Origin of the sequence: Xanthomonas sp. LMG 12459 (genome assembly GCF_009192905.1) — a bacterium.
Taxonomy (GTDB): domain Bacteria; phylum Pseudomonadota; class Gammaproteobacteria; order Xanthomonadales; family Xanthomonadaceae; genus Xanthomonas_A; species Xanthomonas_A sontii.
On the sequence record NZ_NSGT01000002.1, the window covers coordinates 15,015 to 29,718 of the forward strand.

The window sequence follows — 14,704 nt, forward strand, 5'->3', positions numbered from 1 at the left end:
GCAGCGATCCGGATCGAGTGGCGGCAGATTGCGCCCGCAGACCGTTCCGATCCATCGCATAATTGTGCACACTTCATTCGCTCATTCCGAACGGTTGCCCCATGACCCTGGAACAACTCGCCCTGTTCGTGGCGGTGGCCGAGCGCCAGCACCTGACTCAGGGTGCGCAGGCCGCGCACCGCACGCCCTCGGCCGCCAGTGCCGCGATCAAGGCGCTGGAGCAGCAGTACGGGGTGGCGCTGTTCGACCGCGTCGGCCGCGGCCTGGTGCTGACCGCGGCCGGTGCGGCGTTCTGCGCCGACGCCAAGGCGATCCTGGCGCGCAGCCGTGCGGCCGAACTGGCCCTGAGCGAATGGCGCGGCGTGCTGCGCGGCACGCTCGACCTGCACGCCAGCCAGACCGTGGCCAGCTACTGGCTGCCGACCCGGCTGATGGCGTTCCATGCGCGCTATCCGCAGATCGAGATCCGCCTGAGCGTGGGCAACACCGACAGCGTGGCGCGCGCGGTGCGCGAGGGACGCGCCGAACTGGGCTTCGTCGAGGGCCGCGTGCAGGCCCCCGAACTGCTGAGCTCGCCGCTGGGCCACGACCGGCTGCGCGTGGTCGCCGCGCCGGACCATCCGTTGGCGGGGCGTCGCCGCCTCGGGCTGGCACGACTGGTCGCCGACAGCACCTGGATCATGCGCGAACCCGGCTCGGGCACGCGCTCGGCGTTCGAGGCGGCGCTGCGCGATGCAGGCATCGCCCCGGAACGCCTGCGCGTGGCCCTGTCCCTGCCCTCCAACGAAGCGGTGCTGTCGGCAGTGCAGGCCGGCCCCAGCCTGGCGGCGATCTCGCAGCTGGCCGCGGCGCCGTGGCTGGAGAGCGGCCGCCTGCAGCCCCTCGCCGTGGCCCTGGGCGAACGCACCTTCCATGCCCTGCGCCACCGCGAACGCAGCCTGTGTGCCGCGGCGGCCGCCCTGCTCGGCTTGCAGGCCCCATCCACCGCGGCCTGAGCCTCGCGTGGGCGACGGTAGACGCGGCGCGCGATATCCATTCCAAAACGAGATAGCCCTCGGCAAATGCTTCATTGGAATGGAATGCCTGTCGCTTCTATCCTCGTTTCCGGTCTCTCGCGCGCCAAGGCAGCGGACGGGGAATGTCCGCTGCGCCGCCAGCAGACACGCCACGTACGCCCCGCCACGTCGACAGACGCACCATCGAGGACAGCGATCGGGACAGCCTGCAGCCCTGCATGACGCCCTGCCGATGCCTCCAGGACCGGGTTTTCCGGCCCACGCCAACTTGCTCGGTCACTTTTTGTCCTGGGAGGGAACAAAAATGCCTTTGGAACAGTCCCGTCGCCCGGTCGGCCGGCGCGCGCACCGCCCTGCTGCCCGCACCCTGCTGGGCGCGGCCATCGTCCTGGCCCTGTCCGGCAGCTTCGCCGCGCAGGCGCAGAGCGCCAGCGCCGATCCGGCAGCCACGCCACCCGCCAAGCCCGATGCCACGACCGATGCCAAGACCGGCCAGCAACCGGTCACCCTGGACAACGTGATGGTGGTCGGCCAGCGCGCCAGCCTGGAACAGGCCGTGCAGGCCAAGCAGCTCGACGACCACGTGGTCGAGGTGATCTCCGCCGACAACATGGGGCAGATGCCCAACGTCACCGTGGCCGAGGCGCTGGTGCGCCTGCCCGGCGTCAACGGCACCCGCGACCGCGGCAACGAAAGCCTGGCCACCGTGCGCGGCCTCGGCCCGCGCATGACCATGGGCACGGTCAACGGCCGCGAGATCGCCTCCTCCGAACCCAACCGCGCGGTGCGCTGGGAAGTCTTCCCCACCGAGATCGTCTCCACCGTCAAGGTCTACAAGACCCCGTCGGCGGACCTGATCGCCGGCGGCATCGCCGCCACCGTGGACATCTCCACCATCAACCCGCTCGACCACACCGGCCCGACCTTCGTCGCCACCGGCGGCCCGGTCTACTACGACGAGGCCAAGGACGCGCGCGACTACTCGCCGTGGGGCCAGCGCCTGGGCGCGAGCTGGATCCACCGCATCAACGACAACCTGGCGGTCGCGCTCGGCGCCACCTACCAGAAGCAGAAGAACGCCGGCGTCTCGATCGGCAGCTGGGGCTACACCGACGCCAGCAACGCGCGCGATGTGGATGGCGACGGCAAGGTCGACTACACGCCCTGGGGCGCGGCCGACCAGCTCAAGCTGACCGAGCAGACCCGCACCGGTGCCATGGGCACCGTGCAGTGGCGCTCGGGCAACCTGGAACTCAAGCTCGACGGCCTGTACTCGCGCATCCGCATCGACGAGGACCAGCGCCAGAACTGGTTCAACAACCTCGGCTACAGCATCTACTCGGCCAGCAATCCGTACACCACGCCTGGCTCGTCCTACACCATCGTCGATGGCGACGTGGTCGCCGGCACCCTGGCCAATTCCAAGCTGCAGGTGGACCACGTCGTGGCCCGCTACGACGAGGTCAAGACGCTGGCGGCCGGCGGCCTCAACGCCAAGTGGCGCGGCGACGTGTGGACGCTGGGCAGCGACCTGTCGTTCTCGCAGGCCAAGCGCGACAACGACTGGCGCGCGGTGCGCTTCGGCAGCAACCCGGACACGGTATCGTTCGACTTCCGCCATGGCGTCACCCCCACCATCAGCACCAGTTCCGACGCGCCGGAATGGGGCATCAGCGGCCAGACCGAGCCGCAGGCGCTGCGCGACCGCATCGCCGCGCTGGCGCTGAGCGCCAGCCGCGCGATCGAGGACTCGCCGGTCACCGCGCTGGAGTTCGGCGCCCGCGCCTCACGCCGCGAGAAGCAGAACCGCCACTTCACCAGCTTCCAGTCCGGCTACAGCCAGCCGATCTCGGCCTACCAGGACCTGATCTACCCGGTGACGATGCCGGACCTGAACGTGCCGACCCTGACCGGCGGCGACCTGGACGCGATCGCCAAGCTCGGCTTCGGCGGCTTCGATCCCAACCTGGCCACCGAGCAGCGTCTGGATCACTGGAACGTCGAGGAGAACGTGCGCGAGGCCTTCGCCAAGGCGGTGTTCAGTTCGCAGTGGTTCGGCGTCGACGTCACCGGCAACGCCGGCGTGCGCGTGGTCCACACCGACACCGACAGCCATGGCTACGACACCGTCGGCGGCGTGGTGCAGCCGAGCAGCGCCCGCAAGACCTACACCGACGTGCTGCCCAGCGCCACGGTCAACTTCCTGATCGATCCCGAGCGCATCCTGCGTCTGTCGGTGGCCAAGGTGATGGCGCGGCCGCCGCTGGACGAACTGCGCACCGGGCGCGCGCTCGACGACCCCAACACCACCGTCGGCCAGCTCACCGGCAGCGGCGGCAACCCGCAGCTCAACCCGTTCCGTGCCACCCAGCTCGACCTGTCCTACGAGTGGTACTTCCACAAGGAGGCGCTGGCGGCGCTGGCGCTGTACCGCAAGTGGGTGGATTCGAGCATCGGCTACAAGACCCAGCACGAGACCATCGACGGCCGCGACTACCTGATCAGCGGTCCGTTCAACGGCGGCGGCGGCTACATCAACGGTGCCGAGCTGACCTTCCAGACCCCGTTCTTCTTCATCCCGCACATGGAGAACTTCGGCATCTACTCGAACTACTCCTACGTGGAATCCAACCTGCACGAGTTCTCGCCGGCGGACAATCCGCTGCCGCTCAGCGGCCTGGCGCGCAACACCGGCACGCTGGACCTCTGGTACAACAACAGCAAGTTCGAAGCGCGGATCGGCTACAAGTACCACAGCCCCTACACCGTGGTGTACGGCTGGAACGCGGCGCGGCTGGCGCGACTGGAGAGCGAAGGCACGGTGGACCTGAGCCTGGCGTGGCGCTACAGCGAGCACCTGGGCTTCAAGTTCCAGGTCGGCAACCTGACCAACGAACCGTTGCGCGCCTACAGCGACAACAAGCGCAACCGGCTCGCCAACCAGGACGATGGCGGCTACCAGCTGTTCGGCCGCCGCTTCGCCCTGGAAGCGACCTACACGTTCTGAGCCGGTGGAGACCCGCATGCGATCCAGACGCACCTGGCTGCCGGCGCTCGCGCTGGCCCTCGCCACCGCCCTCGCCGCGCCCATGGCCGGCGCCGGCACGCTGTACCTCGGCGCCGACCTGTCCTACGTCAACGAGATGGAGGATTGCGGCGTGCAGTACCGCGACCACGGCGCGGTGCGCGACCCGTTCGAGCTGTTCCATGCGCACGGCGCCAACCTGGTGCGCGTGCGCCTGTGGAACGATGCGCGCTGGACCCGCTACAGCGACCTGAGCGACGTCAAGAAGACCATCGGCCGCGCGCGCGCGCAGGGCATGCAGGTGCTGCTGGACTTCCACTACTCCGACGACTGGGCCGACGGCGACAAGCAACTGATCCCCAAGGCCTGGGCCAGCATCACCGACCAGGACGAACTGGCGCGCACGCTGTACGGCTTCACCTACGACACGCTGAGCGCGCTGGACCGCGCCGGGCTGATGCCGGAACTGGTGCAGGTGGGCAACGAGAGCAATTCCGACCTGATGGACAGCCAGCCCTGGGATAAGCGCCGGCCGATCGACTGGACCCGCAACGCCAAGCTGTTCAACGCCGGCATCCAGGCGGTGCGCGACGCCGGCGCGCGCTCGACGATCAAGCCCAAGGTGATGCTGCACATCGCCCAGCCGGAGAACGTGGAGCCGTGGTTCGCCGACGCCGCCAAGGCCGGCGTGCGCGACTTCGACTTCATCGGCATCAGCTACTACCGCAAGTGGTCGCGCGAGACCATGGACCAGCTCGGCGCCACCATCAAGCGCCTGCGCCAGCGCTATCCGGCCGAAGTGATGGTGGTGGAGACCGCTTATCCGTGGACGCTGGAAAGCGGCGACCCCTCGCCCAACCTGCTCGGCGCAGACTCGCTGATCAAGGGCTACCCGGCCACCCCGCAGGGCCAGTTGAACTACCTGGTCGACCTCACGCAGTTGGTGGTCGACAACGGCGGCAGCGGCGTCGTGTACTGGGAACCGGCCTGGACCAGCAACACCTGCAAGACCCGCTGGGGCGTCGGCTCCTCGTGGGAGAACGCCAGCTTCTTCGACTTCCGCCACGGCAACGAGCTGCTGCCCGGCATCGGCTTCATGCAGCACGCCTACCGACCGGCGCCGGCCACGACGACCGGCAAGGGTGCCGCGCCGTCGCAGGACGCGCAGCCATGATCGAACTGAGCCGCCGCGACCTGCTGCGCTCGCTGGTCGCCGGCGGCGTGCAGGTGGCGGTGCCCGGCGCCGCCGCGGCGCTGGCACCGGCCGCGCTCGCCGCCACGCCGGCTGGCAGCACCGCCATTGCGCCGCTCTCGCTGGACCTGGACGACGACGCACCGCGCCAGCGCCTGCTGTGCGATGGCGGCTGGCGCTTCCATCTCGGTCACGCCGACGACCCGGCGCGCGACTTCAATTTCGGCACCTTCCAGCGCACCTACGCCAAGGCCGGCAAGGACACCGCCGACGCCGCCCTGCTCGGCTTCGACGACAGCGCCTGGGAGCGCATCGACCTACCGCACGACTGGGCGGTGGCGCTGCCGCCGCGCCAGGATCCGACCTCCACCCTGGTCAACGGCGAAGACGCGTCCGCCGCGCACGGCTACAAACCGTTGGGCCGCACCGATCCGCAGACCAGCATCGGCTGGTACCGGCGCGTGCTGGAGATTCCGGCGGAAGACCTGGGCAAGCGGATCAGCCTGGAATTCGAGGGCGTGTTCCGCGACTGCATCGTGTTCTGCAACGGCCACATCGTCGGCCGCAACGGCAGCGGCTACTGCGGCTTCGAAGTCGACCTCAGCGACGTGCTCGACTACGGCGCCAGGAACATCATCGCCGTGCGCGTGGATGCCACGCTCGGCGAAGGCTGGTTCTACGAAGGCGCCGGTATCTACCGCCACGTCTGGCTGCGCACCACCGACGCACTGCACGTGCCGATGGACGGCGTGTACGTGCGCAGCGTCTGGGACGGCGGCGCCGCGCAGGCGCTGGTGGAGACCGAACTCGGCAACCACGGCGCGACGCCGCGGCAGTGCAGCGTGGTCTCGGTGATCCGCGCGCCGGACGGGCGCATCGTCGCCCAGGCCAGTTCCGCGCCGATCACGGTCGAGCCCGGCGTGGTGCAGCGCGTGCAGCAGACCCTGGACCTGGGCACGCCCGCGCCGTGGTCGCCGGAGAACCCGCAACGCTACACGCTGTCCACGCGCCTGCTCGGCGACGGCCATACCTGCGACGCGACCACCACCCACTTCGGCGTGCGCCGCCTGCAGTTCGATCCGCAGCGCGGGCTATTGCTCAACGGCGCAGCGTACAAGCTGCACGGCACCAACAACCATCAGGACCATGCGGGCGTCGGCACCGCCATTCCCGACCGCCTGCACGAATGGCGCCTGCGCCAGCTCAAGTCGATGGGCTGCAACGCCTACCGCAGCGCGCACAACCCGGCCTCGCCGGCGGTGCTGGAGCTGTGCGACCGGCTGGGCCTGCTGCTGATCGACGAGACCCGGCGCATGTCCTCCGACGACGAGGCCATGGCCGAACTGACGTCGATGGTGCGGCGCGGCCGCAACCATCCCTGCGTGATGCTGTGGTCGCTGGGCAACGAAGAGCCGCAGATGGTCACCGCGCGCGGCGCGCGCATCGTCGCGCGCATGCAGCGCCTGGTGCGGCGCCTGGACCCGAGCCGCCCCACCACCTTCGCCATGGACAAGGGCTTCGACGACGGCGTCGGCCAGGTCGTGGACGTGGTGGGCTTCAACTACCGCACCACGCAGATGGACGCCTTCCATGCGCGCCATCCGCAGATCCCGGTCTACGGCAGCGAGACCGGCAGCACCGTCGGCGTGCGCGGCAACTACCGCACCGACGACGTGCGCGGCTATGCCCGCGCCTACGACCTCGACTACCCCTGGTGGGCCAGCAGCGCCGAAGCCTGGTGGAGCTATGTCGCGCAGCGCCCGTACATCGCCGGCGGCTTCGTCTGGACCGGCTTCGACTACCGCGGCGAGCCGACCCCGTACAACCGCTGGCCGAACGTGGCCTCGCAGTTCGGCATCCTCGACAGTTGCGGCTTTCCCAAGGACAACTACTGGTACTACCGCGCGCAATGGACCACCGCGCCGGTGCTGCACCTGTTCCCGCACTGGAACTGGGACGGCCTGCTGGACGAGCGCGACAACGGCATGGTCGACGTGTGGTGCCACAGCAACCTGGACGCGGTGGAACTGCTGGTCAATGGCGTCAGCCAGGGCCTGCAGCAGGTGCCGGCCTACGGCCATGTCGAGTGGCGCGTGCGCTACGCACCGGGCCGCATCGAAGCGCGCGGCTACCGCGGCGGCAAACAGGTGCTGACGCAGCTCCGCGAGACCGTGGGCGCCCCGGCCGCGGTACGCCTGCGCTGCGAACGGGCGAATCTGCTGGCCGACGCCGAGGACGTGGCCGTGGTCGCGGTGGAGATCGTCGACGCCAAGGGCCGCGTCGTGCCCACTGCCAGCGACGCCGTGCGCTTCGCCGTCCGCGGCCCCGGCCGCCTGATCGGCGTGGGCAACGGCGACCCGTCCAGCCACGAACCCGACAAGGCCGACCAGCGCCACGCCTTCAACGGTCTGTGCATGGCCTTGCTGCAAACCACGCGCGATGCCGGCACGCTGACACTGGAAGCGACCGCGCCCGGATTGGCGCCTGCGCGGCTGGCGCTGAACAGTGTGCGCACCAGGCCGCGGCCGTTCGTCGCCTGAGGCGGGGGCGCGCTTTCAAGGAGCTGCGCGGCACCATCGTCATGCGCTCCCGACTCGGTGCTCCTACGCGGCGCTGGCGCGCCAGCTGCGCCCGCCCAAGCCGTGGTCGGCACACGCGCGACGCACAATGAAGCGAAGCCGCTGACGCGTCATTCCGAAGCCGACCTACGACGCCTCACCAGCATCGCCGCACCCACGAAGCTGCATCGCCCCAGCGATGCACGCTCCCCCACCGCGCATCGCGGCGAGGGAGCGCCAGCCCTCACCGCAAGCGCGAGAAGGCACCGATCCCGGCGATCGCCAGCCGCTCGGCGGGCAGCGCCGTTTCGGCGAACGACAGCCGCAGGTAACGGATCTGCCGGACCTCGGGAAAATTCAGCCGCTGGGTCGAGAGCGCGTAGGCGATATTGGACAACTCGCCGCCGCCGGCCGGCTGCCAGTGCTGGCCATCCTCGCTGCTTTCGGCGCGATAGCCCTTCGGCGGTGCCGCACCGTTCATCACCGTGCGCGAGGGGGTGAGGCTGAAGCCGGCGACCTGGCGCAGCGCACCGAGGTCGATGGTCACCTGCACGGGATGGCCCGGCGTGGGAGCGGGCACGACCCAGATCGTGCCGGCGTCGTCGTCGAGCAACTTCTCCGCTCCCGGCGCGCTGGCCGCGACGATGCGCCAACCCGCGGTGGACAGCACGTCCGGCGCGTTCGTCGTGGGCCGCGCGACCGCAACGGGCGCCACCGCGCGGAACAGCGCGAATTCGCTGATCGCCGGACAGACCGGCGCCTCGAGCACACGCAGGCGCACACGGCGCGCGGCAATCGGACGATCGAGCCGCAGAATCCGCTGCGCGCCGATGCATTGCGCTTCGGCCAAGCGCTGCCACTGCCCATCTACCTCGGCGTCGACCGCGAAGCGGGTGACGCGCACGCCCAGCGGCAGGTATTCGCGCAGCCGGATCAGGTCGAAGCTATGCGCCGCCGACAGTTCCAGCGTCAGCGTGGGCGTGGTGACGTCGTCCGGCGTGGACCAGTAGCTGTCCGGCTGGCGGTCGAGCACACGCTCCGGCTCGAACCCCGGACCGCGCGACGCGCTGGCGCTGGCCTTGGCGCCCTTGGCCAGATCGATGGCGAAGCTGGCGCGGATCGCGTCGCCGAAGCTCTTCAACACCGCGACGTCGTGGTCGGCGATGCGGCCGCGCCGGTCCGGCGGAAGATTGAGGTTCATGTTGGTGCCGCGCGCCACCGAGGTATCGAAGTAGCGCACCAGATTCTCCGGGCTACGCACCTTGCCGTCTTCGTCGGCATGGTAGAACCAGCCCGGGCGGATCGAGGTGTTGGTTTCCGCAGGCCACCACAGCGCCCCGCCCCGCACGCCGGCGTTGCCGTTTTCCTGCGTGTAAGGCGCATTGGGCATGGTCGGCCAGCACGGATCGCCGGCCACGCCCTCTTCGTTGCCGACCCAACGGATATCTGCGCCCAGCGGATCGAAGGTGCAGGCCATCGGCTGGTGTTGGTGGACCAGCTCGATCATCCGCGGCCAGTTGTAGTAGGCGGGCGCATCGATCTTGCGGGTTTCGCGCGCTCCGCCGTAGTAACCGTCGCCACCATTGGCGCCGTCGAACCAGAACTCGAACAGGTCGCCATAACCCGTGCACAGCTCGACGATCTGCTTGCGGAAATAGTCGAGATAGCCGGGACGGCCATACTCGGCGTGGTTGCGATCCCAGGGCGAGAGATAGATGCCGAAGGCCAGGCCGGCACGCCGGCACGCCGCGGCCATTTCGCCGACGATGTCGCCCTTGCCGTTCTTGTAGGGCGAATTGCGAATGCAATGCTCGGTCAGGCGCGTCGGCCACAGGCAGAAGCCATCGTGGTGCTTGGCGGTGAAGATGATCCCCTTGAGGTTGCCGGCCTTGGCCGCGGCGACGATCTGATCGGCGGAGAAATCGCTGGGATCGAATCTGCGCGGATCTTCGTCGCCGTAACCCCATTCCTTGTCGGTGAAGGTGTTCATCGCAAAATGCACGAAGGCGTATTGCTCCCAACGGTGCCACCGCAGCTGCCGCGCGCTTGGCACGGCGCCCCACGGTGCCGGCCCTTTCGGGCGCGGCGCGGCCACGATCCGGGCGGCGGATGCGCTGAAGCCCGCGGCGACGGCCACGACACCCGTGGCAAGAAAGGTACGACGATCGATCATGGACGCCTCCGGCTCTACACAAGCCCGGATCTTAGCTTTTCCAACGGCGAAACAGTCCTGCCCGAAACGACACACGGGCATTCAACGGACACAACGTCACCGTGTGGCCGATCCGCCGCCGCATGCCCGGGAATCGCACCGCGTGCTGTCGCCGATCCACTTTTTTACGGACAATGGCAGCTGGCACCGAGACGACTCGCACGCAGTGGCTGCGGACTCGGCATTGCACGTGCTGCGTGCGCACCGGACATTCGCTGTCTCGCGATTGACCTTCCTGCCGTTGTCCGTGGAAACGGCGCTCCCCCGACGTTGCATCGTGGATCGGCAGGTGGCGCATCGAACCACGCACCGCGTTGGCGCCGCGCCACGCTGTCATTTGCTGCCGGCACCCGTCCATACTTGTCCACGGAAAGCCACCCCGAAATTCATTAAGTCACTGAATCAGATGCAGAATCGAGAAAAGACCCACGTTCCTGGAAGCGCAGCGGAGCACACCCCGCTGATGAAGCAGTTCTTCGCCGCAAAGTCCGAGTACCCGGACCTGCTGCTGTTCTTCCGCATGGGCGATTTCTACGAACTGTTCTACGACGACGCGCGCAAGGCCGCGCGGCTGCTGGACATCACCCTGACCCAGCGCGGCAGTTCCGGCGGTGCACCGATTCCGATGGCCGGGGTGCCGGTGCATGCCTACGAGGGCTACCTGGCACGGCTGGTGGCGCTGGGCGAGTCGGTGGCGATCTGCGAGCAGATCGGCGATCCGGCGCTGGCCAAGGGCCTGGTCGAGCGCAAGGTCGTGCGCATCGTCACCCCCGGCACGGTGACCGACGAGGCCTTGCTGGACGAGCGCCGCGACACCTTGCTGATGGCGATCGCACGCAACAAGCACGGCTACGGCCTGGCCTGGGCCGACCTGGCCGGCGGCCGCTTCCTGGTCAACGAGGTCGACAGCGAGGACGCGCTGGAAGCGGAGCTGGCGCGGCTGGAGCCGGCCGAACTGCTGGTGCCCGACGAGGACCAGTGGCCGGAGTTCCTGCGCGAGCGCCGCGGCGTGCGCCGCCGGCCGCCGTGGCTGTTCGACGCCGACAGCGGCCGCCGCCAGTTGCTGGCGTTCTTCCAGTTGCACGATCTGAGCGGCTTCGGCATCGACGACGACATCACCGGCAAAGGCCGGCGCGCCACCGCCGCCGCCGGCGCCCTGCTCGGCTACGTGGAGGAAACCCAGAAGCAGCGCCTGCCGCACCTGACCGCGATCGCGATGGAGACCGCCGGCGAGGCGATCGCGATGAACGCGGCCACCCGCCGCCACCTGGAGCTGGACACGCGCGTCGATGGCGACACCCGCAACACTCTGCTCGGCGTGCTCGACAGCACGGTCACGCCGATGGGCGGGCGCCTGCTGCGGCGCTGGCTGCACCGCCCGCTGCGCCTGCGCGAGGTGCTGGTGCAGCGCCACCACGCGGTCGGCACGCTGATCGACCGCGGCGCCGACGCCGACCTGCGCGAGGCGTTCCGCGCGCTCGGCGACGTCGAACGCATCCTCACCCGCGTCGCCCTGCGCTCGGCACGCCCGCGCGACTTCTCCACCCTGCGCGACGGCCTGGGCCTGCTGCCGAAGGTGCGCGCGGTCCTGGCACCGCTGGATTCGCCGCGGCTGGCCGCGCTGGCGGCGGAGCTGGGCCAGCACGACGAGATCGCGCACCTGCTGGCGTCGGCGATCGCCGAGCAGCCGCCGCTCAAGCTCAGCGACGGCGGCGTCATCGCCGCCGACTACGACGCCGAACTGGACGAGCTGCGCCGGCTCAGTACCAACGCCGACCAGTTCCTGATCGACCTGGAAGCGCGCGAACGTGCCAACAGCGGCATCGCCACGCTGAAGGTCGGCTACAACCGCGTGCATGGCTACTACATCGAGATCAGCAAGGGCCAGGCCGACAAGGCGCCGGTGCACTACAGCCGGCGCCAGACCCTGACCAACGCCGAACGCTACATCACCGAGGAACTGAAGAACTTCGAGGACAAGGTGCTGTCGGCGCGCGAGCGCGCGCTGTCGCGCGAGAAGCTGCTCTACGAAGGCCTGCTGGACACGCTGAGCGAGCGCCTGGAGCCGCTCAAGCGCGCCGCCGCCGCGCTCAGCGAACTGGACGTGCTGGCCGGCTTCGCCGAACGCGCGCAGGCGCTGGACTGGACCCAGCCGGAACTCGAGACCGGCGCCTGCCTGCGCATCGAACGCGGCCGCCACCCGGTGGTGGAAGCGGTGCGCGAGCAGCCGTTCGAGCCGAACGACCTGGACCTGCACCCCGACCGCCGCATGCTGGTGATCACCGGCCCGAACATGGGTGGTAAATCGACCTACATGCGCCAGAACGCGCTGATCGTGCTGCTCGCGCACATCGGCAGCTACGTGCCGGCGCGGCGCGCAGTGATCGGCCCGATCGACCGCATCCTCACCCGCATCGGCGCCGGCGACGACCTGGCGCGCGGCCAATCGACCTTCATGGTCGAAATGGCCGAGACCAGCTACATCCTGCACCACGCCACCGCGCAGTCGCTGGTGCTGATGGACGAGATCGGCCGCGGCACCTCCACCTACGATGGTCTGGCCCTGGCCGACGCGGTGGCGCGTCACCTTGCCCACCACAACCGCTGCTACACGCTGTTCGCCACGCACTATTTCGAACTGACCGCACTGGCCGACGAATCGATCGAAGGCGGCCCCAGCGGCATCGCCAACGTGCACCTGGACGCGGTCGAACACGGCGACCGCCTGGTGTTCATGCATGCGGTCAAGGACGGCCCGGCCAACCGCAGCTTCGGCCTGCAGGTGGCGGCGCTGGCCGGCCTGCCCCGGACCACCGTGGCGCAGGCGCGGCGACGCCTGGCGGAACTGGAACAACGCGGCGGCGAGAGCCACGCCTCGCAGATGGCGCCGCAGGCGCTGGACGCGCCGCAGCAGTTCGGCCTGTTCGCGGCCACGCCCTCCGCCGCGCAGGAAGCATTGGCTGCGCTGGATCCGGACGAACTCACGCCCAAGCAGGCGCTGGAAGCGCTGTACCGACTCAAGTCGCTGCTGTAGGCGGCCTGCGATTCAGCCCCTCTCCCACCGGAAGAGGGATTGGGGTGAGGGTCCGGCGCGAAGCGTCTCGCAGTGTCAGGACGCACGAGGCTGCGCCCGTACCCTCATCCGCCCCTGCGGGGCACCTTCTCCCAGTGGGAGAAGGAAAGGCTGCAAGCCCCTCTCCCGTCGGGAGAGGGGTTGGGGTGAGGGTCCGCCCGCACGGCATATCCAACCTCCAGTCATCCCACATCCCGCTAAGCGCTCGCCGGCACGGCGTTCGGACGCGGCATGAACGGATTCGGATGCGCCGCCAGCAACGCATCGTCGATGGCCGCGGCACGCTGCGCCGCCGGGCGCGCCATGTGCCGCTGCACGAAGGCGACAAACGCCGGCCGCGCCTGCAGCACACCGATGCGGGTGTAGAAGCCGAGGAACGCCGCGGCATACAGGTCTGCTGCGCTGAAGCGATCGCCGGCCAGGTGCTCGCGACCGGCGACGCCCTGCTCCAGCATGTCCAGCAGATCCTCGCCATGGCCGTAGCCCGCGCTGTGCGCCGGGGCCAGCGTGCCGTGCTGCTTGGCGGTCAGGAACGCCTCGGCCGGGCCGGCCAGCAGGAACAGCCAGCGGTAGTAATCGCCACGCGCCGGCGATCCAAGCGGCGGCGCCAGTTGCCGCTCCGGCACCAGGTCGGCCAGGTAGGCGCAGATCGCCGCGTTCTCGGTGACGGTGGTGGTGCCGTGGATCAGCGCCGGCACCTTGCCCATCGGATTGATCGCCAGATACGCCGGCGTCTTCATGCCGGTGCCGTAGTCGAGGATCTGCGCGCGGTACGGCAGGCCGGTTTCTTCGAGCATCCAGCGCGCGATGCGGCCGCGCGACATGGGGTGGGTGTAGAGCACAAGATCGTGGGACATGGTCGGACTCCGTGGTGGACGCCACACAGTCTGCGCGTGCCCTGCTGACACCTGCTGTCAGGAGCCGACGCCGTGTCCGGTAGCAGCGCGCCAGCGCCGGATCAGCAGATGCCGCCGCGTCGGGTAGCGTTCGCTGTCGTCGCGCAGCGCCAACACCCGGTCGGCACGGAAATGGCGGAAGTCGCCGCGCAGTTCGCACCACGCCGCGATCATGCCGAAACCGCCCAGGAAGGCCATCGCAAACGGCCAGATGCGCCGCTGCGAGGCGACGCCGCCGGCATCGGCGTACTCCATGTGCAGCACGTGCTCCAGGCGGATGCCACGGCGCAGCACCGGCAGCCACGGCGCCGCCGGCTGCGCGGCGGGGAGCGCGGGCACCAGCAACCCGCTGGTCTCCAGCGCCAGCCGCAACGGCGCCGGCAGCGATGCCCCGATCCGGGTGATGGCGCGCTGCGCCGCCTGCGCCAGTTCCGGATCGGCCTGGCGCGCCACCCAGCGCGCGCCCAGGGTCAGCGCCTCCAGCTCGTCCTCGCTGAAGTTCAACTCCGGCAGCAGGAAGCCCGGGCGCAGCACGTAGCCCACGCCTGGGTCGCCGAGGATGTCGGCGCCCTGCCCACGCAGGCTGGCGATGTCGCGGTACAGCGTGCGCAGGCTCACCCCCAGGTCGGCGGCGAGCTGCGCCCCGGCCACCGGCCGGCGGCGCCCGCGCAGGGTATCGAGCAGGCGCAGCAGACGGGTGGCGCGTTGGGTCATCGCGACAGGATAGTGGGC

General features: G+C 69.6%; 8 protein-coding genes. 5 read left to right on the forward strand and 3 right to left on the reverse strand.

What is annotated here, in order from left to right; translation table 11 throughout:
• Nucleotides 1-101: 101 nt before the first annotated feature.
• The 4 genes from CEK65_RS00510 (at nucleotide 102) to galA (ending at nucleotide 7,773) form a co-directional block, all read left to right on the forward strand.
• The gene (locus CEK65_RS00510) at nucleotides 102-995 is read left to right on the forward strand and encodes a LysR family transcriptional regulator (RefSeq protein WP_152180413.1); all 894 of its coding nucleotides are present in this window, start codon (nucleotides 102-104) and stop codon (nucleotides 993-995) included.
• A gap of 325 nt (nucleotides 996-1,320) precedes the next feature.
• The gene (locus CEK65_RS00515; RefSeq protein WP_152180414.1) at nucleotides 1,321-4,023 is read left to right on the forward strand and encodes a TonB-dependent receptor; all 2,703 of its coding nucleotides are present in this window, start codon (nucleotides 1,321-1,323) and stop codon (nucleotides 4,021-4,023) included.
• A 16-nt stretch (nucleotides 4,024-4,039) separates the two neighbouring features.
• Complete coding sequence (locus CEK65_RS00520) at nucleotides 4,040-5,215, forward strand: arabinogalactan endo-1,4-beta-galactosidase (protein WP_152180415.1); 1,176 nt, start codon at nucleotides 4,040-4,042, stop codon at nucleotides 5,213-5,215.
• The gene (gene galA / locus CEK65_RS00525) at nucleotides 5,212-7,773 is read left to right on the forward strand and encodes a beta-galactosidase GalA (RefSeq protein WP_152180416.1); all 2,562 of its coding nucleotides are present in this window, start codon (nucleotides 5,212-5,214) and stop codon (nucleotides 7,771-7,773) included. Before CEK65_RS00520 ends, galA begins: the two co-directional genes overlap by 4 nt.
• 262 nt (nucleotides 7,774-8,035) lie before the next feature.
• Here the strand turns inward: galA and CEK65_RS00530 are convergent, their stop codons facing one another.
• Nucleotides 8,036-9,964, reverse strand: coding sequence for an alpha-L-fucosidase (locus tag CEK65_RS00530; protein WP_152180417.1), 1,929 nt, complete (start codon nucleotides 9,962-9,964; stop codon nucleotides 8,036-8,038).
• Nucleotides 9,965-10,409: 445 nt separating this feature from the next.
• Here CEK65_RS00530 and mutS point away from each other — a divergent pair, with 445 nt between their 5' ends.
• The gene (gene mutS, locus CEK65_RS00535; protein WP_152180418.1) at nucleotides 10,410-13,037 is read left to right on the forward strand and encodes a DNA mismatch repair protein MutS; all 2,628 of its coding nucleotides are present in this window, start codon (nucleotides 10,410-10,412) and stop codon (nucleotides 13,035-13,037) included.
• 236 nt (nucleotides 13,038-13,273) lie between these two features.
• On the opposite strand, the gene CEK65_RS00540 is transcribed toward mutS, so the two are convergent.
• Both CEK65_RS00540 and CEK65_RS00545 read right to left on the reverse strand, forming a co-directional pair.
• Nucleotides 13,274-13,933 carry a glutathione S-transferase family protein gene (locus CEK65_RS00540; protein ID WP_152180419.1) on the reverse strand — a complete coding sequence of 220 codons (660 nt, stop codon included), beginning with the start codon at nucleotides 13,931-13,933 and terminating at the stop codon, nucleotides 13,274-13,276.
• Nucleotides 13,934-13,990: 57 nt separating this feature from the next.
• Complete coding sequence (locus CEK65_RS00545; protein WP_152180420.1) at nucleotides 13,991-14,686, reverse strand: YafY family protein; 696 nt, start codon at nucleotides 14,684-14,686, stop codon at nucleotides 13,991-13,993.
• Nucleotides 14,687-14,704 lie beyond the last annotated feature (18 nt).

Coding starts and splice junctions, on each gene's coding strand:
- CEK65_RS00510 (WP_152180413.1), top strand. CDS start 102: ATGACCCTGGAACAACTCGCCCTGTTCGTGGCGGTGGCCGAGCGCCAG.
- CEK65_RS00515 (WP_152180414.1), top strand. CDS start 1,321: ATGCCTTTGGAACAGTCCCGTCGCCCGGTCGGCCGGCGCGCGCACCGC.
- CEK65_RS00520 (WP_152180415.1), top strand. CDS start 4,040: ATGCGATCCAGACGCACCTGGCTGCCGGCGCTCGCGCTGGCCCTCGCC.
- galA (WP_152180416.1), top strand. CDS start 5,212: ATGATCGAACTGAGCCGCCGCGACCTGCTGCGCTCGCTGGTCGCCGGC.
- CEK65_RS00530 (WP_152180417.1), bottom strand. CDS start 9,964: ATGATCGATCGTCGTACCTTTCTTGCCACGGGTGTCGTGGCCGTCGCC.
- mutS (WP_152180418.1), top strand. CDS start 10,410: ATGCAGAATCGAGAAAAGACCCACGTTCCTGGAAGCGCAGCGGAGCAC.
- CEK65_RS00540 (WP_152180419.1), bottom strand. CDS start 13,933: ATGTCCCACGATCTTGTGCTCTACACCCACCCCATGTCGCGCGGCCGC.
- CEK65_RS00545 (WP_152180420.1), bottom strand. CDS start 14,686: ATGACCCAACGCGCCACCCGTCTGCTGCGCCTGCTCGATACCCTGCGC.